This is a genomic window from Glycomyces mayteni (assembly GCF_042428885.1).
Classification (GTDB): Bacteria; Actinomycetota; Actinomycetes; order Mycobacteriales; family Micromonosporaceae; genus Glycomyces; species Glycomyces mayteni.
Genome location: NZ_JBHMBP010000003.1, coordinates 409635 through 432810, shown reverse-complemented (window position 1 = coordinate 432810; position 23176 = coordinate 409635). Strand labels below are relative to the sequence as shown.

The following is a 23176-nucleotide window of genomic DNA, read 5'->3' as shown; positions in this document are numbered from 1 at the left end:
CACGGACAAGCAGGATTTAGAGGCAATAGCACACTCCACACGCAAATACCTACAATGGAGACATGACTGTGAGCAGCCAGGAAACGCACATCGGCGGCCTCGCGATCGGGTACCTGCCCGACCGGCTCGGCTCCGCCTCCGACTTCGAGTTCGAATGGGGCGACGTCAAGTTCGTCCAGCGCGTCTGGGAGACGCGCCTTGACTCCGGAGCCTGGCGCGTCGACCTCCAGATCCAGGCGATGCGCGGCGAGGCCCTCGCCGACATGGACGCCCTGCGCGCGTTCCTCGCCGAGTACCACGAGCGCGGCGACGACTGGAAGCCCGAGCCCTTCGGCGCCGACGGCCTCGTCAGCGACCACGAGGCCGCCCGCCTCCTCGCCCCCGGCCTCGCCGTCGAGGTCCGCGACCCCTTCGGCCGCCAGGGCATCGACGAGGTCAGACAAGTCGCCGCCGCGATCACCAAGGCGCAGTGAACGACAGGGCCCGGCCGTTCGGCCGGGCCCTCGCCGTTCGGCGATCTGCGCCACATCGGTTGCGGATACCCCCGGGGGGTATGTTAGAACTACTTCCATGCGGAGCGCCGGTCCTCGGAGCTCATGCGCACCAACGGAGTAGTGCCCCTCAGGCATACCCCCTACCGGTATAGGAGACGGACATGTCGTCCACCGCGACCCCACCGGCCTCACGGCGCTGGATCGCCCTCGCGCTCATCGCCCTGGCCCAGTTCACCGTCATCATGGACACCTCGATCATCGGCGTCGCCCTCCCGAAGATCCAGGAGGACCTCGGCTTCACGCAGGAGGGCCTCTCCTGGGTCTTCAACGCCTACGTCGTCGTCTTCGGCGGCCTGCTCCTGCTGGGCGGCAGGCTCTCCGACCTCCTCGGCGCCCGCCGGATGTTCGGCCTCGGCTGGCTGATCCTCGCCGCCGGCTCGCTCGTCGCCGGACTCGCCCAGAACCCCGCCGCCGAACTCGCCGGACGCGGCGTCCAGGGAGCCGGGGCCGCGCTCATCGCCCCCTCGGCGCTCACACTGCTCATGATGCTGTTCGGCTCCGACCCGAAGGAGCTGACCAAGGCGTTCGCGTTCTACGGCGCCGCCGCGCCCGCGGGCGGCACCGCCGGGGTCTTCCTCGGCGGCCTCATCACCGAGTACGCCTCGTGGCCCTGGGTCTTCTACATCAACATCCCGATCGCCCTCCTCGCCCTCGCCGCCGCCCCGGCGCTCCTGCCCGGCGGCCGCGCCCAGCGCGGATCGATCGACCTCCTCGGCGCCCTCACCGCGACCCTCGGCCTCGCCGCCGCGGTCTTCGCCATCGTCCGCGCCGCCGAAGTCGGCTGGGCCGCACCCGCCACCTGGGGCACCCTCCTGGGCGCCGCGGTCCTCATCGCCGCGTTCCTCGCCCTCCAGGCGAAGCGCGCCAACCCGCTCATGCCGCTCGCGATCTTCCGCGCCCCGAACCTCGGCGCGGCCAACCTCGCGCAGCTCCTCCTCGGAGCGGCCTGGATCCCGATGTGGTTCTTCCTGAACCTCTACCTCCAGCAGGTCCTCGACTTCTCGGCCTTCCCCTCCGGTGCGGCGCTGCTGCCGATGACCGCGCTCATCATGATCGGCATGGTGGCCCTCGCGCCCCGCCTCATGGCCCGCTTCGGCGCCAAGGCCATGGTCATCACCGGCCTGGTCCTCCTCGCCGGCGGCCTCTTCTGGCTCTCCTTCATCCGCCCCGACGGCACCTTCGCCGCCGACGTCCTCCCCGCCTCGCTCCTCGCGGCGCTCGGCATGGCCCTGGCGTTCATCCCCTCGCTCCAACTGGCCATCTCCAGCGCCCGCCCCGAGCAGGGCGGCCTCGCCTCCGGCATCGTCAACACCGGCTACCAGATCGGCTCGGCCCTCGGCCTCGCCGTCATCACCGCCCTCGCCGTCGCCAACGGCGCCGCCGACATCGGCGACAAACCCGCCCTCACCGACGGCTTCTCCACCGCCTTCACCGCCGCAGCCACCCTCGCCCTGGCAGCAGCCCTCCTCGCCGCCCTCACCCTCCGCCCCACCAAAACCAACCCTTAAACACCAAAAAGCTCAGGGACCAACCGAAGTTGGTCCCTGAGCTATATACGTACTCCCGAGCGGATTCGAACCGCCGTTTCCGCCTTGAGAGGGCGGCGTCCTAGGCCCCTGGACGACGGGAGCTTGCCTTGTTGTTCGCGGGCTGGCCGCGGCAACGGAGACAACTGTACATGGTCGGGGGAGGGGGTGCGCAAGCGGGATATGGCTTGTGATGTGGCCTACGTCAGGGGAGTGCGGGCCGGGCGTGGCGCCGACACCTTTTCAGGTGAACCCCCGTTGCGCCCGTCCCGGCCCGCCGGGCGACTGTAACGCGCCGGGGCGGGAGGTGCGGCGTGATTCTCACTGGTTGCTGGTGGTGGTCTGTCCGGTGATGCCGTCGAGCCAGGCGGAGTCGACGCCGTCGTGGTAGTTGACGAGCTTCGCGCCGAAGGCGTCGTCCCCGACCTTGGCGGTGATGCTGGCGATGACGCCGACGGTGGTCACGCAGACCTCGAAGGAGCCGACGGGGGCGTCGGCGGCGCCTTGGACGTCCACGCAGTCGGCGAGCTCGCCGGCGAGGGTGGTGTCGGAGAACTCGGCGCTGGCGGCCGCGTCGGCCGCGGCGGCGGCGAGCCAGGACGCGACGTCCTCGTCGGTGGGCAGGAGGCCGTCGAGCTCCTGGCCGAGCCAGACGGCGAGGTCGGCGGCGTCCTCGCCCGCCCACAGGGACGGGCGGTCGCCGACGACGACGGCGGCGGTGCCCGCGTCGGGGTCGACGGCCACGAGCAGGGCGTCGTCCGAGCCCTCGACGAGGTACTCGGCGGTGTAGGCGTGGCCCTCGCCGTCGACGAGGCGCTCGCTCAGCTCGGTGAGGGCGGCCTGGTCCTCCGAGGCCGTCTCCTCGCCGCCTTCGCCTCCGGAGCAGCCGGCGGCGAGCGCCAGCAGCGCCGCCGCGCCGAAGGCGGCGCAGCGCCGGAGGGGGTTCTGCACGATCATGGGGCTCCACTTCCGTAGTGCTCGGCGATGGAGGCGCCGGGGCCGCTCTCGGCTGCGCTCGCGAGCCGCGGTTCGGGCGTCGGCATCCGGGGGGCACGCCTAGCACAGGTGTCTGATCTGAGATAGGACTCCACCTTATAGCGCCCTATCCAGCCTCCATGTAACACGACGCGGGCCCGTCGCCGCCATCGCGTTTTCGCGGCTCGGAGGCACTGCCGCCGGGGCCGGGGCGTAGGCTGGGGTGCTGTGGCCGGCGCAGTGTCGGGTCGGCCGAAATCCTTCGGACACGGCCCCGTAATCGGGCCGATAGTCATGATTCGGCTATCTCAGGAGTGACAGTGGCTGCAATTGAAGACATCCGCGCCAGGGAGATCCTCGACTCCCGCGGGAACCCCACGGTCGAAGTGGAGATCCTGCTCGACGACGACACGCTTCAGCGCGCGGCGGTGCCCTCCGGCGCCTCCACCGGCGCGTTCGAGGCCATCGAGCTGCGCGACGGCGACAAGTCCCGCTACCTCGGCAAGGGCGTCGAGAAGGCCGTGGACAACGTCAACGGCCCGATCCGCGACGCCCTGATCGGCATCGAGGCCTCCGAGCAGCGCCTCGTCGACCAGGCGCTCCTGGACGCCGACGGCACCCCGGACAAGTCGAACCTCGGCGCGAACGCCATCCTCGGCGCGTCCCTCGCCGCCGCCAAGGCCGCCGCCGACTCCGCGGAGCTGCCGCTGTACCGCTACGTGGGCGGCCCGAACGCGCACCTCCTGCCCGTGCCGATGATGAACATCCTCAACGGCGGCTCCCACGCGGACTCCAACGTGGACGTCCAGGAGTTCATGATCGCCCCGATCGGCGCGCCGACGTTCAAGGAGGCCCTGCGCTGGGGCGCCGAGACGTACCACGCGCTCAAGTCGGTCCTCAAGGACCGCGGCCTGTCCACCGGCCTCGGCGACGAGGGCGGCTTCGCGCCGAACCTGGAGTCGAACCGCGCCGCGCTCGACCTCATCGCCGTGGCCGTCGAGAAGGCCGGGTACAAGCTCGGCACCGACATCGCCTTCGCGATGGACGTCGCCGCCACCGAGTTCTTCACCGACGGCGCCTACCTCTTCGAGGGCCAGAAGAAGACCGGCGACGAGATGAGCGCCTACTACGAGGAGCTCATCGGCGCCTACCCGTTCGTGTCCATCGAGGACCCCCTCTCCGAGGACGACTGGGCCGGATGGTCCGCGCTCACCGCCGCCGTCGGCTCGCGCCTCCAGATCGTCGGCGACGACCTGTTCGTGACGAACCCCGAGCGCATCCGCCGCGGCATCGACGAGCAGGCCGCCAACGGCCTGCTGGTCAAGGTGAACCAGATCGGCTCGCTCACCGAGACCACCGACGCCGTCGAGATGGCCCACCGCGCGGGCTTCGGCTGCATGATGAGCCACCGGTCCGGCGAGACCGAGGACACCACCATCGCCGACCTGGCCGTGGCCATGACCTGCGGCCAGATCAAGACCGGCGCCCCGGCCCGGTCCGACCGCGTCGCCAAGTACAACCAGCTGCTGCGCATCGAGGAAGACCTCGGCGACGCGGCCCGCTACGCGGGCGCCTCGGCCTTCCCCAAGTTCGGCAAGTAGTCGGATCGGCGAGCAAGAACGTATCCAGGGGAACCTGAAGCGGACCTGAAGCCGCCTGAAGGGAACCTGAAGTGAAGGCCCCCGTGCTTCGGCGCGGGGGCCTCCGCCTTGCCGCATCGACTAGGCTGGGCCCGTGAACGCGAGCCGCCGACCCAGCCGCCCCGGAGGACGATCCACCGGTCCCGGCCGCACCCGCGCCGCCCGGCGCCCCGCCCCCGGCGCCGCGGGCCGCGCCGAGGTCAAGCGGGTCCGGTACCGGCCCGCGAAGAAGGTCTCCCGCCGCGCCGCCGTCCTCGCGCTCGTCCTCTCCGCGCTCGCCCTCGCCTACGCCTACCCCCTGCGCACCTACGTCGAGCAGCGCATCGAGATCAACCGCCTCGAAGCCGAGCAGTCCGCCCAGCAGGACCGCATCGACGACCTGGAGGCCGAGCGCCTCAAATGGGACGACCCCGAGTACGTCGAGGCCCAGATCCGCTCCAGCCTCCTCCTCGTGCCCCCCGGCGAGGACCTCGTCATCGTCATCGACGAGGACGACCCGAAGCACACCGGTGGCGAGGACGACGAATCCGGGGCCGACAAGCCCTGGTACGAAGCGCTCACCGATACCTTTGAAGACGCCGATCAGCTTGATCCGGACGAGACCGAGGAACCGGGGGAGTAACCGAGTGAAGCCCGAAGCGTGGCCGCAGGACCCGCAGCCGGTGACGGAGGCCGACGCGGCCGCCGTCACCAAGCAGCTCGGACGCCCCATCCGCGGCGCCCGCGCCGTCGCCTGGCGCTGCCCCTGCGGGCAGCCCGCCGTCGTCGAGACCGAACCGCGCCTGCCCGACGGCACGCCGTTCCCCACCACGTACTACCTGACCTGCCCCAAGGCCGCCTCCGCGATCGGCCGCCTCGAAGGCGGCGGCGTCATGAAGGACATGAACGAGCGCCTGAACGCCGACCCCGAGCTCGCCGAGCACCACCGCCGCGCCCACGAGGACTACCTCGCCCGCCGCGCCCGCCTCGGCGACGTCCCCGAGATCGCGGGCGTCTCCGCCGGGGGCCTGCCCGACCGCGTCAAATGCCTCCACGCCCTCGTCGGCCACGCGCTCGCCGCCGGGCCCGGGGTCAGCCCCATGGGCGACGAGGCGATCGAGGCGCTCCCCGAGTGGTGGCGCACCTCAAGCTGCGCGACGAAGCAGGAGGCCGCCGAATGAGCGCCCGACGCGTCGCCGGGATCGACTGCGGCACCAACTCCATCCGCCTCCTCATCGCCGACGTCGACGACGAGGGCCGCCTCCACGACGTGGTGCGCCGCATGGAGGTCGTGCGCCTCGGCGAAGGCGTCGACCAGACCGGCCGCCTCTCCGCGGCCGCACTGACGCGCACCCGCGACGCGCTCGCCGACTACACCGCGCAGATCAAGGAGCACGGCGCCGAGGCGGTCCGCATGGTCGCCACCTCCGCGAGCCGCGACGCCGCCAACGCCGCCGACTTCACCGCCATGGTCGAACAGGTGCTCGGCCAGGCCCCCGAGGTCATCACCGGCGACGAGGAGGCCCGCCTGTCCTTCACCGGCGCCGTCGCCACCCTCCCCGCCCACGAGGGCCAGCGCCTCCTCATCGACATCGGCGGCGGCTCCACCGAGTTCGTGCGCGGCACCGGCGGCGACGTCGTCGCCGCGATCTCCGTCGACGTCGGCTGCGTCCGCATGACCGAGCGCCACCTCCACTCCGACCCGCCGCTGAGCGGCGAGATCGGGGCCGCGGTCGCCGACGTCACCGGCATCGTCGACAAGGCGCTCGCCGTGGCCGACCCCGGCCGCGAGGCGACCGAGCTCGTGGCCGTCGCCGGGACCGCGACCACCGTCGCCGCGATCTCCCTGGGCCTGCCCGCCTACGACCCCGACGCGATCGACGGCACGCGCCTGACCTACGCGCAGGTCGCGCAGGTCGCCGACGACCTGGCCGCCGCCGGTCTCGACGAGCGCCTGGCGATCCCCGTCATGCACCCGGGCCGCGCCGACGTCATCGTCGGCGGCGTCCTCGTGCTGCGGACCGTCATGGAGCGCAGCGGCATCGGCGAGGTGCTCATCTCGGAGCACGACATCCTCGACGGCATCGCGCTGTCCGCTTAGGACGTACGGAGCGGCCCCCTGCGACGATTCGCAGGGGGCCGCTCCCGTATCCGCTTACACTGCTTGCAGTTCCCTCGCGGGGGCCTTCGAGGAGGCCCGCCACAGCTCGGCCGCGAGCCACAGCGCCGACACCGTCACCAGTGCGCCCCAGGCGATCCGGCCCGACTGCGGCAGGAAGAACTGCGGCAGGTACGTCACCATGAGGACGGCGAACGGCACGCCGGACCACTTCGACAGGACCCCCGAGCGCCACACCGCGACCGCGGCGAGGACGCCGGCGACCGCGATGAGCGCCAGGCCGATCGCGAACACGGTCATGGCGGTCGCGTCGTAGCGGAACGCGTCGCCGACCTCGGTCAGGGTCGCGTCCCCGTCGGCCACGGCGCGCTCGCCGATCGCCTTGAGGCCGTAGACTTCCGCGCCGTAGTACGAGATCGTCAGGCCCGAGCCGATGTAGCCGATCGTAGCGGCCAGGAACGCGGTCTTCTCGTTCTTCGTCCCCTCCAGGAAGCCGCGGAGGGCGCCGTACCCGAGGGGGATGAGGATGAGGCCGACGATGGCCGAGACGTGGGCGATCGACCATCCGGCGCTGGCCCAGGAGGCGGCGCCTTCGAGGGTGGTCTGGTCGGCGCGCGGGGCGACGGCCTCGTAGACGACGAAGAGGACCCCGGCGAGCGCGAAGGCGAAGGCGCCCATGCGGGCTCGGGGATCGGGGGCGGTGCGGGTCATGGATGCTCCTTGGGGGTCCACCGCTCGCTTTGGTGAGCGGTGCTCTCTGTTGAGAGCAATGATTGCACATCGTTTCCAAGGATGCAAGAGCGGTGCTCTCGTTTCTGTACACTGGTCTCATGAACGCGCCGAGAACCGCCAGAGAACGCGCCCGTGCCGAGCTCACGAAGGAGATCCTCGCGACCGCCCGCCGCCAGCTCGGCGAGGTCGGGGCCCCGGGGCTGTCGCTGCGCTCGGTCGCGCGCGACCTCGGCATGGCCTCCTCGGCCGTGTACCGCTACTTCGCGAGCCGCGACGAGCTGCTCACCGCGCTCCTCATCGAGTCCTACAACGAGGTCGGCGAGGCCGCCGAGCGCGCCGACCGCCCGAAGGCCGTGCCCGAGAACCGCTGGACCGGCGTCTGGAACGGCGTGCGCGACTGGGCCCTCGCCAACCGGCACGAGTACGCGCTGCTGTTCGGCACCCCCGTCCCCGGGTACGCCGCCCCGCACCTGACCACCGAGATCGCCGCGCGCATGCCCCTGACGCTCGCGCGCATCGTCGCGGACGCCAAGCGCGGCCCCGGCCTGCGCCCCTACACCGGCCCGCAGTGCGACCCGGCCGCGATCGAGCCCGCCATGCTCGCGCTCCTCGAAGAGGGCGCCTTCACCGTCGAGGAGACCGCGCGGCTCATCCTCGCCTGGAACCGCCTCGTCGGGATCATCGGCTACGAGCTGCACGGCCACCTGAAGAACGTGACCGCCGACGACGCCGCGTACTTCGACTACGCGGCCCGCGCCGAGGGCGCCAACCTCGGCCTCGCGTTCGACTGAACGCCGAAGGGCCGCCCGGCGGATGCCGGACGGCCCTCGCGCGGAGTCCCGGAGGCCGTGCGTCGAACCGGCCTCCTAGAAGAAGTACAGGCCCAAGGCGATCGCGGCCACGAGGAGGACCGCCGCGACCGCGGCGAGCACCCAGGGCCAGCGGCGGCGCGCGCGGTGCTCGGAGACATCGCCGACGACGACGGTGACGTTGTCGGGGCCGCCGCCTTCGAGGGCGAGGCGCACCAGCTCCTCCGCGGCCGCCTGGGGGTCGGCGAAGTCGCGCAGGACGTTCTCGATCACGGCGTCGTCCACGACGTCGCTGAGCCCGTCGGAGCAGAGCATGTACCGGTCGCCGATCTGCGCGGGCCGGGTCTCGAAGTGCGCCGGGGCGGGGTTGGCCTGGAGCACGCGGGTGACGACGGACTTGTAGGGGTGGTCCTGGGCCTCGGCGGGGGTGATGGCGCCCTCGTCGACCAGGTGCTGCACGTAGGAGTCGTCCACGGTCACCTGGACGAAGTCCTCGCCGCGGACCTGGTAGGCCCGGGAGTCGCCGATGTGGACGATGTCGACCGCGTCGTCGCCGAGCCACAGGCCCGTCAGGGTCGTCGCCATCCCCTCGGACTCGGGGTTCTCGGCCACGGCGGCGCGGATGCGGTCGCGGGCGGCCTCCACGACCTCGCCCAGCTCCGCGTGGGCGTCCGCGGGGGAGCGGCGGGCCAGGCGGGTCACCTCGGCGATGGTCACCCCGCTGGCGACCTCGCCGGCGGCGGCGCCGCCCACGCCGTCGGCGACCGCGAGCAGCCGCCGCGACGCGAGGTGGGAGTCCTCGTTCAGGTCGCGGACTTTGCCCACGTCGGTGGCGGCGCCGTAGCGCCATCGCAATTCGGTCACAGGCGATCACCACTGATTCGGCACTGAGTTTCGGCAGTCTGTTCAAAGCTTGGCCGTTCGAGGGACATGGGCGCAAGTGTAGTGGTCCCGCACTCACAGGACGCGACCGTTGAGCCCCGGTCCGCGCACCGGACGCGCCCCGCGCTGTATCCCCCGATCGTGCCACCCTGCCAACCCGCCGCTGAGCTGCGGTGACGTCCCGATTACACTGGATTCAGCCCGCTTCGCCACCCACCCCCGGGAGCTGCCATGAAGTCCGTGCTGGCCGACCGCTACGTCCTGGAGCACGAGATCGCCCGGGGCGCGGTGGGCGTCGTCTGGCGGGCGTTCGACCGGATCACCGGCGAGTGGGTCGCCGTCAAGGTCCTCCGCGAGGAGCTGCGCGGCGAGGCGGAGATCTTCGAGTCCTTCCGGGCCGAGGCCGAGATCCTGCGGACCATCGACCACCCGGGCGTCGTCGCGGTCAAGGACTTCATCGTCACCGACGCGGTCTGCGCGGTCGTCCTGGAGTTCATCGACGGCCTGGACCTGCGCGAGCACCTGCGCGTCCACGGGCCCCTCCCGGCCGCCGAGGCCGCCCTGCGGTGCGCCAGCGCCGCCGAGACCCTCGCCGCGGTCCACCGCTCGGGCTACCGCCACTCGGACGTCAAGCCCGGCAACCTCATGCTCGACGGGACCGACGGGGTCAAGTTCGTGGACTTCGGCATCGCCCGCGCCGCCGCCTCCCGCACCGCGCCCTCCCACGGCACCCCCGAGTACATCGCCCCCGAGGTCGCCTCCGGGGACTCGGCGAGCACCGGCGTCGACAACTACGCGCTCGGGCTCGTCCTCTACGAGGCGCTCACCGCGCACAGCGCCTACCGCGGCGGGTCCATCACCGAGGTCGTCGAGCGCCACCTCACCCGCATCCCCGTCAGGCCCGCGGCGGTCGACCGCGACCTGTGGCAGGTCGTGGAGACGCTCCTGGCGCTCGACCCGCGCGCCCGCGGCGACCTCGACGCGATTGCCGCCGAGCTGCGCCGCCTCGCCCCGCGCCTCTCCCGCCAGGCCACCGCGCCCATCGAACCCGAACTGCGCGAACGGGACGCAACGAAGTCCTTCTCCTACGAGCCCGTCACGCCCCACGCCGCCGAGGGCATCGGCGCGCTCCTGGCCGCCGGGCAGGAGCCGCCCGCCGAGCCCGCGCGGCGCGGCCGGTTCCTCGTGGCCGCCTTGGTCCTCGTGGGACTCGCGGCCGCGGCGGTCTGGGCCGTCGCGGCCCTCACCGGACCCGACGTCCCGAATGCGGAGAATGCGGGCGATCCGTCTGAAGAGGCCGGAACGTCCGCCCCCGTCGAGGACGAGTCCTCTGCGGACCCAACGGAACCGGACCCGAGCGCCTCGGCCACCGCCGACGCGGAGTCGGCCACTCCTGAAGGGCCGGAGTCGGAGAGCCCCGACAACGGGGCGGAATCACCTGATATGTCCGGATCAGAGGATGAAAATGGAGGCTCCACCGAGGACGGTTCCGACGACGACTCGCCCGGATCGGACCTCATCGGTTCCCCCATGCCGACAAGTGAAAACGGCCGCGACAGTCGATAATGATCCATGCGCGGCGAGTGACGCCGCGTCGCCCGAACCGATGAGGGCGATGGGGATCACACGATTGGAATTCTCCGATCAGGCGTTGCAATCCCGTATCGCTCGCCGTCGGATTCACAAGGCTTGCAGTGCTTTCCGTGGTCACGCAGCACGAACCATCGGTCGGGGTCTATCGACACATTGGAGCTGTCCACTTGTCAGGGCGGCATCCACATGGCATCCTGTCGGGCATGGCAGGAAAAGAACTCAACGCGACCTCAGCAGCATTGCTGGGCTTGCTGCACGAAGGACCGATGACCGGCGGACAACTCATGGCCGAGGCGACCCGTCGCCTCGGTCCGTACTGGACCATGACGCGCTCGCAGGTCTACCGTGAACTCCCCGCCCTCGCCGAAGGCGGCCTGGTGCGCGTCGGGAAGCCGGGGCCGCGCGCCTCGGTGCCCTACACGATCAGCGCCAACGGCAAGCGGGCGTTCACCCGCTGGCTCAACGAGCCGGCCCGGATCGGCCAGCTGCGCGACCCCGTCGCGCTGCGCACGGCCTTCCTCGACTACCTCTCGAAGGACACTGCCGACGAGATGTTCGCCGACGCGGTCGAGCAGCACCAGGAGGCCTTGGCAGAGGCCCGTGCCGCCGCGAAGGACTACGCCGACGAGGACCCGAACGCCGCCGTCGCGATGGAGTTCGCGATCGGCTACCACCGCTCGGCCCTCAGCTGGCTGAAGAAGCGGTAGACCGCCGGACCCCGGCGCCGAGCCGGACGCACGACATCAAGCACGGAACGGGACGCAGGCCCAGCAGGGCTCGCGTCCCGTTTCGTATGAGCCCGAATACAGGCGTACCCTGATCTGTTGTGACCAGTGTCGATGTTTCCGCCGATCTCCGCGAACTCAAGGCGACGCTCGCCAGCGTCGAGGCCGTCCTCGACCTCCCCGCGCTCCGGCGCGAGCTGTCCGAGCTTGAGGCCGCGGCCGCCGACCCCGGGCTGTGGGACGACCCCGATCACGCCCAGAAGCTCACCTCCCGCCTCTCCGCCGTGCAGGCCGAGCTCAAGAAGCTCGCCTCGCTGCACGGGCGCATGGACGACGTCGAGGTCCTGTTCGAGCTCGCCGACGCCGAGGACGATCCGAGCGCGGCCGCCGAGGCCGGCGCCGAGCTCGCCTCGATCCGCAAGGCCGTGGACGAGCTGGAGGTCCGCACCCTCCTCTCGGGCGAGTACGACGAGCGCGACTGCGTCGTGACCGTCCGCTCCGGCGCCGGTGGCGCCGACGCCTGCGACTTCGCCGAGCAGCTCATGCGCATGTACCTGCGCTGGTCGGAGCCGCACGGCTTCGGCACCGAGGTGTACGACGTGTCCTACGCCGAGGAGGCCGGCATCCGCTCGGCGACCTTCGCCGTCAAGGGCCCGTACGCCTACGGCCACCTCTCCGTCGAGCAGGGCACGCACCGCGTCGTGCGCATCTCGAAATACGACAACCAGGGGCGCCGCCAGACCGGCTTCGCCGCCGTCGAGGTCGTCCCGGCCCTGGAGCAGACCGACGAGATCGACGAGATCCCCGAGGACGAGATCCGGGTGGACGTCTACCGCTCCTCCGGCCCCGGCGGGCAGGGCGTCAACACCACCGACTCGGCGGTGCGCCTGACCCACCTCCCGACCGGCATCGTCGTCTCCTGCCAGAACGAGCGCTCGCAGCTCCAGAACAAGGCCACCGCGATGGCCGTCCTCAAGGCCAAGCTCCTCCAGCGCACCCGCGACGAGGAGCGCGCCAAGGTCGACGAGCTGCGCGGCTCGGCCACCGCCTCGTGGGGCGACCAGATGCGCTCCTACGTCGAGCACCCGTACCAGATGGTCAAGGACCTGCGGACCGGCTTCGAGACCGCCGACGTCAAGGGCGTCTACGACGGCAACATCGACGGGTTCCTGGAGGCGGGCATCCGCTGGCGCAAGAGCGGCGAGAAGAACGCCGAGTAGCCCCGGATCGTAGATCGTATTTCCTATAGGATCTACGATCCGCTGTGGACGGCCCGTGCCCGCCCGGTGACCCTTCGACGCGCGTGCATGGGCCTCCTGACCACATGTGCTTCCCCCGTTCGGGCGAAATCGCGTCGTTACCACCGGGCGGTCGCGACATATGGGTCGGAAACGACGGAATATGCCACGCTTGTACTGGAGCCGCCGGACCGGCTCCGGAATTCGGCGGATAGACTCCGCCTCGTGATTCAGCTTGAGGGTGTAACCAAGCACTACCCCCGGTCGAACCGGCCCTCGGTCGAGGACATGAACGTCTTCATCGACAAGGGAGAGTTCGTCTTCTTCATCGGCCCGACCGGTGCGGGTAAGTCCACGATCATCAAGCTCCTGCTCCGCGAAGAGATCCCGGACAAGGGCAAGATCACCGTCGGGGACACCGACGTGACCCGGCTGCGCCGCTGGAAGACCCCGGCGTACCGCCGGAGCATCGGCTGCGTGTTCCAGGACTTCCGGCTGCTGCCGAACCGCACCGCCGCCGAGAACGTGGCGTTCGCGCTGGAGGTCATCGGCAAGCCCAAGTCCGTGGCCCGCCGCGTCGTCCCCGAGGTCCTCGAACTGGTCGGCCTCGGCGGCAAGGAGCACCGCTACCCGCACGAGCTCTCCGGCGGCGAGCAGCAGCGCGTCGCCGTGGCCCGCGCGTTCGTCAACCGCCCGCTGCTCCTGCTGGCCGACGAGCCCACCGGTAACCTCGACCCCGACACCTCGATCGAGATCATGCGGCTCCTCGACCGGATCAGCCGGACGGGCACCACCATCCTCATGGTCACCCACGACTCCAACATCGTGAACCAGATGCGCCGCCGCGTCATCGAGATCGAGAACGGCCAGATCGTCCGCGACCAGGCGCGCGGCGTCTACGGCTGAGCGAAAGGCAGAACCAGAGCTAATGCGCGCGAAGTACGTGATGTCCGAGGTCTTCCTCGGACTGTGGCGCAACATCTCCATGACCGTCGCCATGATCATCACCATGGCCGTCTCGCTGACGATGCTCGGCGCGGGCCTGCTGCTGTACAACCAGGTCGACGTGATCGAGGAGTACTACCAGACCAACCTCGAAGTGGTCGTCTACCTCGACCGCGACATCGACCAGCCGACTACCGACCAGCTCAAGGCCGACCTGGAGGCCTCCGGCTACGCCGAGCAGGTCGTGTTCGAGTCCAAGGACAAGGCCTACGAGCGGTTCAAGGACACGTTCGAGGAGTCCAAGGACCTCGTCGACTCCGTCGACCCCGAGGTCCTCCCGGCGGCCTTCCGCATCAAGATGAAGAACATCGACGACGCGCCGAAGCTCATCGCCGACTTCCAGGAGCGCGAAGGCGTCTACCAGGTCACCAACCAGCGCGACATCCTCCAGCAGGTGTTCGACATCCTCGGCGGAGCCCAGCGCCTCACCCTGATCGTCGCGCTCGTCCAGGGCATCGCCGCCCTCATGCTGGTCGCCAACACGATCCAGGTCGCCGCCTACTCGCGGCGCCGCGAGGTCGCCATCATGAAGCTCGTGGGCGCCCCGAACTGGTTCGTCCAGGCGCCGTTCGTCCTGGAGGCCGTCTTCGCCGGCGTCATCGGCGCGATCTTCGCGTTCGCGACGCTCATCGCCGCGAAGTTCCTCGTCATCGACGGCCAGTTCAAGGACCTGTTCTCCCTGATGCCGCCGATCAGCATGCAGTCGATCCTCATGCTGCTGCCGATCCTCACCGGCATCTCCGCGCTCATCTCCGCGGTCACCGCGTGGATCACGTTGCGGTTCAACATCAAGGTCTGACCCTCACCTGATCGGGGCGCTCGCGCCGATCTGCCTGAAGATCCGTCGCAGATGGACTAGATTCTGGCGCTATGAGGCGAATCGGATGGCTGCTCGCGGCCCTGCTCCTGACGGCGGGGACCGCGAGCAGCCCCGCATTCGGGGTCTCCCAGTCCGATCTCGACGAGGTCGACCGGCAGAAGGCCGAGATGGCCGCCGAGCTGGAGGACGCCTCCGACGAGGTCCGCGCCGCAGGCGCCGTCCTCGCCGAGACCGAGGCCCGCCTGCCCGGCGCCGAGCACGAGGTGGACGTGGCCCAGGGCCGCGTCGCCGCCGCCGAGGCCGAGTCCGCGCAGGCCGCCCGCGAGGCCGAGGCCGCCCGCGAGGCGCTCGCCGCGGCCGAAGCCGAGTACGAGGCCGCCGCCGCGGCCGTCGACGAGGCCCGCGAGGCCCGCGCCTCCCTGTTCAACGCCACCGCCCGCGGCGCCGAGCTGCTCACCGTGGACGCGATCCTCTCCTCCGACGACCCCGCCGAGGCCATCGACGGCCTCACCTACCTCGAATTCCTCATGGACGGCAAGGACCAGGCCGTCCAGGAGGTCACCCTCTCGCGCCGCGAGGCCGCCAACGCCGAGAACGCCGCCGCCACGGCCCAGGCCGCCGCCGAGGCCGCCGAGGCCGCAGCCGCGCAGGCCCTCGCCGACGCCCAGGCCCGCGAGGCCGAGGCGCACGCCGCGCAGCTCGCCGTCCAGCAGCTCCAGGCCGACCAGGAGGCCGCGCTCGCGGTCGCCGAGTCCTCCCGCGACGAGGCCCAGGCCGACTACGACGACCTCGAAGCCGAGTCCGAGCGCCTCGCCGACCAGCTCCGCCGCGAGGACGACGACGACAGCGGCGACCACGGGGGCGGCTCGTCCTCGGGCGGCGGTGGCGGCGGGCGCGGCTGGGTCGTGCCGGTCGACGGCTGGAAGTCCTCGGACTTCGGCTGGCGCATGCACCCGATCTTCGGGTACGCGCGCCTCCACGGCGGCACCGACTTCGCGGCGTCCTCGGGCACCACGATCCACGCCGCGGCCTCCGGCAAGGTGGTCTACGCGGGCTGGAGCTCGGGCTACGGGAAGCTCACGTGCATCTCGCACGGCGGCGGCGTCACGTCCTGCTACGCGCACCAGTCGAGCATCTGGGTGTCCTACGGCGAGCACGTCGACAAGGACGAGGGCATCGGCGCGGTCGGCACCACCGGCGACAGCACCGGCCCGCACCTGCACTTCGAGGTGCGCGTCAACGGCGAGCGCGTCAACCCGGTGCCGTACCTCCCGTCCTGCCTGTGCCGATAAGGTTTCGACGTACGACTGTTCGATCGTTAAGCTTGCCTGGTGTCCAAGAAGAAGCAGGAAAAGGTCAAGCACTCGGGTCCCGAGCGCTCGGTGGTGACCACCAACCGGAAGGCCCGCCACGACTACGAGATCCTGGACACCTTCGAGGCCGGGATGGTCCTGTCGGGGACCGAGGTCAAGGCGCTGCGCCAGGGCCGCGGGAACATCGTCGACGCGTACGCCGAGATCCGCAACGGCGAGGCGCGCGTCCACAACTTCCACATCCCCGAGTACGACTACGGGACGTGGACGAACCACCCGCCCCGGCGCATCCGCAAGCTCCTGCTGCACCGCTCCGAGATCGACAAGCTCGCCCCGAAGCTCGACGAGGCCGGCCTGACGCTGGTCCCGCTCTCGGTGTACTTCCAGAACGGGTACGCCAAGATGGAGCTGGGCCTGGGCCGCGGCCGCAAGAACTACGACAAGCGCCAGGCCATCGCCAAGCGCGAGTCCGACCGCGAGATCGAGCGGGCCATCGGCCGCGCCAACAAGCGCGGCGGGAGCTGACGGGAATATCGGGTCGACCCCGCCCGTTGAGACGGGGTAGAATTCCGCAGTACAACTGAACAGGGTGAAATACTCACTCGACGTTGCGCCTGGCATCCATCCAGGGGCTGATCGGTTTCGACTCCGTACGTTGACGTGAGGGAAGCGGGTCGAGGAAGCCAACGCCGTCTCGTAAACCGATGTTGGAAACCAACAAGTGCCAACGCAAAGCAACGCACTGACTTCGCCCTCGCTGCCTAAGCGAGCGTGAAGTTTGCCGCACCAGGGGCGCATCCGCCCTGGACCTGCGGCATCATCTAAGGATGCTGTGGCCGTCGTCTTGATCGCTGGGACGCCGTCCGAGACTTTCGGCGATTAGAGCCCGTCTCACCGACTCGTCCGCGTGATCGGTGGGGCTCGATAAAAGGCACAGCGGACTGCACCCGGAGAAGCCTCATGAAGGCCGCGGAGGACCAGGGTTCGATTCCCTGCAGCTCCACAGAAGACAAGGCCGGGACGCTCACGCGTCCCGGCCTTCGTCGTGTCCGGGGTTCGGCCGTGTTCGGGGTTCAGTCGTGTCCGGGGTTCGGTCAGGCTGCGGCGCAGGCTCTGCGGCGGTAGGCGTCGAAGACGGTGCGGGCGTCGGGGCCGAAGTCCTCCCAGGGGCGGGCCGAGGCGTCGGCGGCGAGGGCGGTGAAGAGGGGGATCGCCTCGGGGCCGCGGCCGGAGTTGACGAGGCCGTAGGCGGCCCAGCCGCGGTCGGCGTTGGCGTAGGGGCCGGCGGCGCCCTCGCGGGTGCCGAGGTGGCGCAGGACCGCGTCGACGGCGTGCTGGACGCGGGCGTCCTTCCAGACGTGCTCGTCGACGTCCTCGTAGTCGTAGGCCGCCTGCACCGTGAGGAACGCGAGGGACGGGTGCGCGGCGGCGGCGCGCTCGGCGAACGCGAACGGCGGGTCGTAGGAGCCGTTCCCCTCGGGGGACCAGTACATGAGCGCGAACTCGTGCCCGGCGCGGTGGAGCGGGTCGCGGGCCTGGAGCTCGCTCCAGATGCCGGTGAACGTCTCGGGGTCGTAGCCGCGGGCGCGGGCGAGGACCACGAGCGTGAACCACGGGGTCGGGTCCTCGGGCGCGGCCTGGGCCGCGTGCTGCGCGGCGGCCTCGGTGCGCGCGACCGTGCGGTAGAACGCCTCGTGCTGCTCGGGCGTCGTCTCCTCCGGGGGCCGGTTCCCGCGCAGTTTCCATGCGAGCCAGAACGTCCCGTGCGCGTCGACCGCCGCGAGGTCGCGCTCCGCCCCGCCCGCGCCGCGCCACGCCTGGAGCCACGTGCCGTCGTCGGCCGCGGCCTCGCCGAGGGCGTGGACGGCGGCCGCGCGCATCGCCCAGTCGCCGTAGGAGCGGTGCAGCAGGTCGGCGGCGGGCCGCCAGTCCCCGCCGCGGGCGGCCGCGACCGCGGCGGCGATCACCGGGACCGCCTGGCCCGTGTCGGTGCGGAGCGCGGCCGCCGGGGGCATCCCCCACCTGGTGACGTCCACGGGCGGGACGTCGGGCAGGCCCGGGATGACGTCGGCGGGGTTGACCGTCGGATCGGTCGACTGGATGAGCGCGATGATCTCCGACTGGGACACGGCGCCCATGTACGCGGACAGGGACTGGCCGCGGCGCTTCGCCTCCTTCCGCATGGCCATCAGCACACGGGTCTTGGCCTTCAGGAGCAGTGCCACGTTGTGTTCGCCTTTCAGGTGGTCGTGGTGAGCAGTGCGCGCAGGGGCGCGGTGTCGGGGCGGTCGGCGACGGCGGCGTCGAGCGCCTCCGGGGAGGCGTTCGGCAGCGCCGACGCCAGGCCGTCGCGGACGGCGAGGCGGGCGCGCTCGCGGCGCACCCGAGGCGGGTCCCCCGGGCGGCCCGGGGCCAGTTCGAGCAGGAGGCCCCGGTCGAGCGCGTCCAGGAGCGAGGGAAGGGACGGCTCGCGGCCGGTGGCGCGGGCCGCGCCCGCGAGCAGCGCGTCGGCGGGTGAAGGCGGGGCGGGTCCGCGGAGCACCGCCTCGAACAGCGGGCCCGGGTCGTCGAGCAGCCCGGCCGCGTCCCCCGCGGGGACCGGGACGGTCCCGGGCGCCTTGAGCATTGCGACCGCCGCGATGCGCTCGGCCCTCGGCGGGTGCGTGTCGAACGGGCCCGCCGGGGACGCGTCGAGCGGGCCGAGCGCCCAGAGCGCGTTGACCGTCGCCGCCGAGCCGACCGCGAGCGCCGCCGCGCGGTCCGCGGCCTCCTCCTGGCGGCGCGCGAGCCCCGCGGAGGCGCGCAGCACGACGGCGCCCCAGCGGTGGAGCACGGCGTGCAGGCCCCGCTGGAGGAGGTCGTCCCGGTCGAGCGCGTCGAGGGTCCGCACGTAGGAGCGGCGGGAGCGGTGGACGGCCCCGGCGAACCGGGTGTCCCCGTTGGCGTAGTGCGCGAGCTCGTGGGTGAGGACCGCGGCGAGCTGCGCGGCCGTCATCGCGGCGACGAGCGGTGCGCCGACGGCCATGCTCCGGTGCGTCCGGAACCGGCGGCGGTCCTCGCGCACCGAGGCGTTCGCGTCCCCGGTCAGGCGGATCTCGTCGGGCGGGCCGGTCCCCGCGGCCGCGGCGAGCGCGCGGACCAGCGCCCACAGGCGCGGCTGGGCGCGCTCGTCCACGACCGCGCCGCCGTGCGGCGCGCGGTCGGCGGCGGCGAGCGCCCACAGCCCGTACCCGAGGGCCGCCAGGACCGGCAGCAGCCCGACCGCGATCTTCGCGCCTCCCCACGGGGACACGGTGAACGCGTACACGACGGCGCCGACGAGGCCGCCCCCGATCGCGAGGATCAGCGCGGGGACGGCCCCCGTCAGCGCGGCCCACCACAGGGCCCGGAGCGCGGTCAGCGCTTGTCCTTCTTCCGCTTGTCGAGCCGTGCGGCGATCTCCCGGATCCGGCGCATCTCCTCGTCGAGCTCGGCGGCCGCGGCCGGGTCGGCGAGCTCCCACAGGTCGGTGAGCTCGTCGTCGGCGGCGCTGCGCTCCACGCCGTGGATCTCGGCCGCGTCCCACGCGAGGAGATGAACGCGGCGCTCCAGCGACGGGTCCTTCGCGAGGACCGCCTCGACCCGCTCGGCCACGCCGCCGCCCGGCCGGGCGAGGGCCGCGACTTCGCGGCGCACCTGCTCGGCGGACTTCCCGCCGCCGATCCGGGTCTGGAGGTGCGCGGCCCCGGTGAGGACCACGCCCGTGACCACGGCGACGGTGACCCCCGAGAAGAACCCGTAGACGAGGTTCAGCGCGAGGCCGTTCGCGCCCCACACCGCGAACACGGCCGCGGTGGCGACCATGCACACCAGGTACCACCAGTACCCGACCCGCTCCAGCACCCGGAACCACGCGGGCTTGCGCCCCGGGAACCCGTCGAGGGCCTCCGCGAGCCGCTCGACCGCCTCGCGCACCCCCGGGCCCGCGTCGGGCGCGGTGATGATCACCTGCTCCGATCCACGCCCGCGGACCAGCCATCCCACCTTCGCCACGGCCACTCCTCACTCGCCGCGGGCCCTGCTGCCCCGGCGGTCGCGGCCATCCTCCCGGGCCCTGCTTACGGCCCGCTTACACCGCGCCCGCTAGCCTGGGCCGGACGGTGTTCCACGAGGTCGGTGAAGCGAGTGCAGGCAGACACGGAGGCGCTCCGGTTCGGCGTCCTCGGGCCCCTGGAGGTGACCCGCGGCGGACCCCTGCCGCTGCGCGGGCCCCTCCAGCGGCGGCTGCTCGCGGCGCTCCTGGCCCGTGCGGGACGGCCCGTCCCGGTCGAGGACCTCACCGAGGCGATGTGGGACGCCCGCCCGCCGCGCGACGCCCGCAACGCCTTCCTCGTGTGCCTCCACCGCCTCCGCCGCGCCCTCGGCGAACCCGAACGGATCGCCCTGGGCCCCAGCGGATACCGCATCGACGTGAGCGAGTCGGACTTCGACGCCGCCGTGTTCGCCGCCCGCACCGCCGCCGCCCGCCGCGACCGCGCCGCCGGACGCCTCGACACCGCCGCCGACGAGTACGCCGCCGCCGAGCGCCTCTGGCGCGGGGACGCCTACGAGGGCCTCGCCGACACCGGCCCCCTCCGCGACGCCGCCGCCCGGCTCGGCGAGGATCGGCTCCTCGCCCGCCAGGAGCACCTCGAAACCCGCCTCGACCTCGGCGACCACGATGCCGCGGCCGCCGAACTCGCCGACCTCGCCCGCGCCCACCCGTACCGCGAACGCCTCGCGGCCCTGCGCATGCTCGCCCTCCACCGCGCCGGACGCCGCGCCGAATCCCTCCACGTCTACCGCGAGGCCCGCGCCGCCCTCGCCGACGGGCTCGGCATCGACCCCGGGCCGCTCCTCCAGCGCCTCCACGAAGCCGTCCTCCGCGACGACGACCGCCTCGGCGGCCTCGCCGCCGCGACCCTCGACGGCACCTGGACCCCCATGGCCCGCAACCGGACCGAGCCAAGAGCCGCGGCCCGCACCGTCCCGCGCGAACTGCCCGCCGAAGCCGCCGGGTTCACCGGCCGCGCCGCCGAACTGCGCGACCTCGACGCCGCCCGCACCGGCAGCGACGCCGACGGCATCCCGCCCGCGCCCCTCATCGCCCTCACCGGCATGGCCGGAGTCGGCAAGACCGCGACCGCCGTCCACTGGGCCCGCCGCATCGCCGCCGACTACCCCGACGGCCAGCTCTACCTCAACCTCCGCGGCCGCACCGCGCTCCCGCCGCTCGCCCCCGCCGAAGCCCTCGCCGCCCTCCTGCGCTCCCTCGGCCGCACCGGCGACCAGGTCCCCGCCGACCCCGACGAAGCCGCCGCCCGCCTGCGCACCGCCACCGCCGGACGGCGCCTCCTCGTCCTCCTCGACGACGCCGAGTCCGCCGCCCAGATCGCCCCGCTCCTGCCCGCCGGACCCGGCTCCCTCGTCATCGCCACCAGCCGCGACCGCCTCGACGACCTCGCCCCCCACGGCGCCCACCGCCTCCGCCTCGCACCCCTCGCCCCCGCCGACGCCACCGCGCTCCTCAAGGCCCTCATGCGCCTCCCCCGCGCCGCCGACCGGCCCGACCTCGCCGACCTCGCCCGCGCCGCCGGATACCTCCCGCTCGCCCTGCGCCTCGCCGCCGCCAACCCCGACCGCCCCGGCGCCCCCGCCGAAGGCGTCGCCGCCGTCTTCGACCGCTCCTACCGGGCCCTCCCCGAAGACGCCCGGCGCATCCTGCGCCTCCTCGCCCCCGTCCCCGTCAGGTCCCTCTCCACCGAGGCCGCGGGCGTCCTCGCCGGACTCGACCCGACCGCCGCCGACACCGCCGCCGAACGACTCGTCCACGCCCACATGGCGAACCGCGACCCCCGCGGCAGACTCGTCCTCCACGACCTCATCCGCGACCACGCCCGCGGCCTCGCCGACCCGGCCGAGCGCGCCGCCGCCCTCGACCGCCTCCACCACTGGTACCTCGACCGCGCCGACGCCGCCTGCCGCACCCGCCACCCCGGCTACGCCCGCCTCCCCGGACCCGCCCGCACCGCCCCCGACACCCCCGAGCAGGCCGCCCGCTGGCTCGACGGCGAACGCGACGAACTCGTCGCCGTCGCCCGCACCGCCAGCGGCGAGACCGCCTGGCGCCTCGCCGACATCCTCCGCGGCCACGCCTGGGCCGAACTCGGCGCCGCCGACTTCCTCGCCCTCGGCCAAGCCGCCCTCCACCACGCCGACGGCAGCCTCCCCGGCGAGGCCGCCGCCGAACTGTGCATGTCCACCGCCTACGTCAAGTCCCGCGACTTCACCGACGCCGCCCGCCACGCCGAACGCGCCGCCGACCGCGCCCGCCGCCTCGGCTGGGACTTCGGCGAAGCCTCCGCCCGCCACAACCTCGCCCTCGCCACCTGGAACCTCGGCCGCCCCCGCACCGCACGGGACCACGGCGAAGCGGCCCTCGCCATGAACCGCGCCGCGGGCCGCACCCGCGCCGCCAGCGTCAACCTCGGCGCCCTCGCCGTCATCGCCGCCGACCTCGGCGAACCCCGCACCGGGCACCGCCTCCTCACCGAGGCCCTCGCGCTCGCCGAGACCGCCGGGGACACCGCGCTGGCCGCCTCGCACCTGCGCGGCCTCGCGGCCGTGTCGATCGCCCTCGGCGACGTGCCCGCCGCCGCACGCGCGCTCGACCGGGTCACCGCGATCGAGGTCGGCGCGGGGGAGCGGGAGCTCGGCGCCTCGACCGCTGCGTTCCTCGCGGACCTGTGCGCCGCGCAGGGCCGCCACGAGGACGCGCTCGCCTACGCGGACATGGTGGTCCGCCAGGCTGACCTGCGCGGCGACCGCGCCAGCAAGGCCATCGGGCTCGCCGCGGCCGCCGCCGCGCTCAACGGGGCCGGGCGGCACGAGGAGGCCGTGGCCGCCGCCGCGCAGGTCCTCGGCCTCGTCCGCGGCGAACTCGCCTCCACCCGGATCAGGGCCCTCGTCGAGCGGTCCGCCGCGCGGATCGCGCTCGGCGCGGCCGACGCCGCCGAAGCCGACGCGGCGCAGCTCCTCGCGCTCGCCGAGGACGGCGGGTACCGGACCGCTGAGGCCATGGCGCGCAACCTGACGGCCGAGGTGAGGCTCCTCCGCGGCGACGCGGACGGCGCCCGCGCCCTCGCCGAGTCCGCCCGCGACGCGCACCGCGCCGCCGGGCACCGGGCCGGGGAGGAGTGGTCGCTGCGCGTCCTCGGAGCGGCCGTTTCCACCGCCCGCTGAGTGCTA

The 23176-nt window shown here is 72.6% G+C and carries 21 protein-coding genes, 1 tRNA gene and 1 other RNA gene; 16 read left to right on the top strand and 7 right to left on the bottom strand.

Features of this window, described 5'->3' with window-relative positions:
* The first annotated feature begins 62 nt into the window (after positions 1-62).
* On the top strand, positions 63-473 hold the full coding sequence (locus ACFFXY_RS14545) for a hypothetical protein (protein ID WP_382351657.1): 411 nt from the start codon (positions 63-65) through the stop codon (positions 471-473).
* A gap of 182 nt (positions 474-655) precedes the next feature.
* The gene (locus tag ACFFXY_RS14540; protein WP_382351655.1) at positions 656-2062 is read left to right on the top strand and encodes an MFS transporter; all 1407 of its coding nucleotides are present in this window, start codon (positions 656-658) and stop codon (positions 2060-2062) included.
* 50 nt (positions 2063-2112) lie between these two features.
* On the opposite strand, the gene ACFFXY_RS14535 is transcribed toward ACFFXY_RS14540, so the two are convergent.
* Positions 2113-2185, bottom strand: a tRNA-Glu gene (locus ACFFXY_RS14535).
* Positions 2186-2401: 216 nt separating this feature from the next.
* Entirely contained in the window at positions 2402-3037 is a 636-nt protein-coding gene (locus ACFFXY_RS14530) for a hypothetical protein (RefSeq protein ID WP_382351652.1), read from the bottom strand.
* Between the two features lie 338 nt (positions 3038-3375).
* Here ACFFXY_RS14530 and eno point away from each other — a divergent pair, with 338 nt between their 5' ends.
* The 4 genes from eno to ACFFXY_RS14510 all read left to right on the top strand — a co-directional run bounded on the left by eno (position 3376) and on the right by ACFFXY_RS14510 (position 6775).
* A complete protein-coding gene (eno, locus tag ACFFXY_RS14525; RefSeq protein ID WP_382351649.1) occupies positions 3376-4656 on the top strand; it encodes a phosphopyruvate hydratase in 1281 nt (426 codons plus the stop codon).
* Between the two features lie 133 nt (positions 4657-4789).
* A complete protein-coding gene (locus ACFFXY_RS14520) occupies positions 4790-5317 on the top strand; it encodes an FtsB family cell division protein (protein ID WP_359944193.1) in 528 nt (175 codons plus the stop codon).
* A gap of 4 nt (positions 5318-5321) precedes the next feature.
* Positions 5322-5855 carry a DUF501 domain-containing protein gene (locus tag ACFFXY_RS14515; RefSeq protein ID WP_382351646.1) on the top strand — a complete coding sequence of 178 codons (534 nt, stop codon included), beginning with the start codon at positions 5322-5324 and terminating at the stop codon, positions 5853-5855.
* A complete protein-coding gene (locus ACFFXY_RS14510; protein ID WP_382351644.1) occupies positions 5852-6775 on the top strand; it encodes a Ppx/GppA phosphatase family protein in 924 nt (307 codons plus the stop codon). The genes ACFFXY_RS14515 and ACFFXY_RS14510 overlap by 4 nt, the downstream gene beginning before the upstream one ends.
* A gap of 54 nt (positions 6776-6829) precedes the next feature.
* Here the strand turns inward: ACFFXY_RS14510 and ACFFXY_RS14505 are convergent, their stop codons facing one another.
* Positions 6830-7504: a hypothetical protein gene (locus ACFFXY_RS14505; protein WP_382351641.1), complete on the bottom strand. Its 675-nt coding sequence runs from the start codon at positions 7502-7504 to the stop codon at positions 6830-6832.
* Between the two features lie 119 nt (positions 7505-7623).
* On the opposite strand from ACFFXY_RS14505, the gene ACFFXY_RS14500 reads away from it, so the two are divergent.
* Entirely contained in the window at positions 7624-8316 is a 693-nt protein-coding gene (locus ACFFXY_RS14500; protein ID WP_382351638.1) for a TetR/AcrR family transcriptional regulator, read from the top strand.
* Positions 8317-8391: 75 nt separating this feature from the next.
* Here ACFFXY_RS14500 and ACFFXY_RS14495 read toward each other — a convergent pair whose 3' ends face one another.
* Positions 8392-9198, bottom strand: coding sequence for a PP2C family protein-serine/threonine phosphatase (locus ACFFXY_RS14495; protein ID WP_382351635.1), 807 nt, complete (start codon positions 9196-9198; stop codon positions 8392-8394).
* 249 nt (positions 9199-9447) lie between these two features.
* Here ACFFXY_RS14495 and ACFFXY_RS14490 point away from each other — a divergent pair, with 249 nt between their 5' ends.
* From ACFFXY_RS14490 to ssrA, 8 genes are all read left to right on the top strand, one after another.
* Complete coding sequence (locus ACFFXY_RS14490; RefSeq protein WP_382351632.1) at positions 9448-10782, top strand: protein kinase domain-containing protein; 1335 nt, start codon at positions 9448-9450, stop codon at positions 10780-10782.
* A 230-nt stretch (positions 10783-11012) separates the two neighbouring features.
* On the top strand, positions 11013-11516 hold the full coding sequence (locus ACFFXY_RS14485; RefSeq protein WP_106361802.1) for a PadR family transcriptional regulator: 504 nt from the start codon (positions 11013-11015) through the stop codon (positions 11514-11516).
* Between the two features lie 119 nt (positions 11517-11635).
* On the top strand, positions 11636-12754 hold the full coding sequence (prfB, locus tag ACFFXY_RS14480; RefSeq protein WP_382351629.1) for a peptide chain release factor 2: 1119 nt from the start codon (positions 11636-11638) through the stop codon (positions 12752-12754).
* A 243-nt stretch (positions 12755-12997) separates the two neighbouring features.
* Entirely contained in the window at positions 12998-13678 is a 681-nt protein-coding gene (gene ftsE, locus ACFFXY_RS14475; protein WP_106362569.1) for a cell division ATP-binding protein FtsE, read from the top strand.
* A gap of 22 nt (positions 13679-13700) precedes the next feature.
* Positions 13701-14576, top strand: coding sequence for a permease-like cell division protein FtsX (ftsX, locus tag ACFFXY_RS14470; RefSeq protein WP_382351625.1), 876 nt, complete (start codon positions 13701-13703; stop codon positions 14574-14576).
* 71 nt (positions 14577-14647) lie between these two features.
* Positions 14648-15889, top strand: coding sequence for a M23 family metallopeptidase (locus ACFFXY_RS14465; RefSeq protein WP_382351622.1), 1242 nt, complete (start codon positions 14648-14650; stop codon positions 15887-15889).
* 39 nt (positions 15890-15928) lie between these two features.
* A complete protein-coding gene (gene smpB / locus ACFFXY_RS14460; RefSeq protein WP_382351619.1) occupies positions 15929-16435 on the top strand; it encodes an SsrA-binding protein SmpB in 507 nt (168 codons plus the stop codon).
* 103 nt (positions 16436-16538) lie between these two features.
* Positions 16539-16916: a transfer-messenger RNA gene (gene ssrA, locus ACFFXY_RS14455) on the top strand.
* 88 nt (positions 16917-17004) lie between these two features.
* Here ssrA and ACFFXY_RS14450 read toward each other — a convergent pair.
* The 3 genes from ACFFXY_RS14450 to ACFFXY_RS14440 all read right to left on the bottom strand — a co-directional run bounded on the left by ACFFXY_RS14450 (position 17005) and on the right by ACFFXY_RS14440 (position 19942).
* Positions 17005-18135 carry a hypothetical protein gene (locus ACFFXY_RS14450; RefSeq protein ID WP_382351616.1) on the bottom strand — a complete coding sequence of 377 codons (1131 nt, stop codon included), beginning with the start codon at positions 18133-18135 and terminating at the stop codon, positions 17005-17007.
* 14 nt (positions 18136-18149) lie between these two features.
* Complete coding sequence (locus ACFFXY_RS14445; RefSeq protein WP_382351613.1) at positions 18150-19202, bottom strand: M48 family metalloprotease; 1053 nt, start codon at positions 19200-19202, stop codon at positions 18150-18152.
* 104 nt (positions 19203-19306) lie between these two features.
* Positions 19307-19942, bottom strand: a complete 636-nt coding sequence (locus ACFFXY_RS14440) for a hypothetical protein (RefSeq protein ID WP_382351610.1) — start codon at positions 19940-19942, stop codon at positions 19307-19309.
* Positions 19943-20074: 132 nt separating this feature from the next.
* Here ACFFXY_RS14440 and ACFFXY_RS14435 point away from each other — a divergent pair, with 132 nt between their 5' ends.
* The gene (locus tag ACFFXY_RS14435; protein WP_382351607.1) at positions 20075-23170 is read left to right on the top strand and encodes an AfsR/SARP family transcriptional regulator; all 3096 of its coding nucleotides are present in this window, start codon (positions 20075-20077) and stop codon (positions 23168-23170) included.
* The last annotated feature ends 6 nt before the right edge of the window (positions 23171-23176 follow it).

Bases quoted from the DNA above. Each gene is read 5' to 3' on its own strand.
- ACFFXY_RS14545 (WP_382351657.1), top strand. From the start codon at position 63: ATGACTGTGAGCAGCCAGGAAACGCACATCGGCGGCCTCGCGATCGGG.
- ACFFXY_RS14530 (WP_382351652.1), bottom strand. From the start codon at position 3,037: ATGATCGTGCAGAACCCCCTCCGGCGCTGCGCCGCCTTCGGCGCGGCG.
- ACFFXY_RS14490 (WP_382351632.1), top strand. From the start codon at position 9,448: ATGAAGTCCGTGCTGGCCGACCGCTACGTCCTGGAGCACGAGATCGCC.
- ftsX (WP_382351625.1), top strand. From the start codon at position 13,701: ATGCGCGCGAAGTACGTGATGTCCGAGGTCTTCCTCGGACTGTGGCGC.
- ACFFXY_RS14500 (WP_382351638.1), top strand. From the start codon at position 7,624: ATGAACGCGCCGAGAACCGCCAGAGAACGCGCCCGTGCCGAGCTCACG.
- ACFFXY_RS14510 (WP_382351644.1), top strand. From the start codon at position 5,852: ATGAGCGCCCGACGCGTCGCCGGGATCGACTGCGGCACCAACTCCATC.
- ACFFXY_RS14505 (WP_382351641.1), bottom strand. From the start codon at position 7,504: ATGACCCGCACCGCCCCCGATCCCCGAGCCCGCATGGGCGCCTTCGCC.
- ACFFXY_RS14540 (WP_382351655.1), top strand. From the start codon at position 656: ATGTCGTCCACCGCGACCCCACCGGCCTCACGGCGCTGGATCGCCCTC.
- ACFFXY_RS14485 (WP_106361802.1), top strand. From the start codon at position 11,013: ATGGCAGGAAAAGAACTCAACGCGACCTCAGCAGCATTGCTGGGCTTG.
- ACFFXY_RS14465 (WP_382351622.1), top strand. From the start codon at position 14,648: ATGAGGCGAATCGGATGGCTGCTCGCGGCCCTGCTCCTGACGGCGGGG.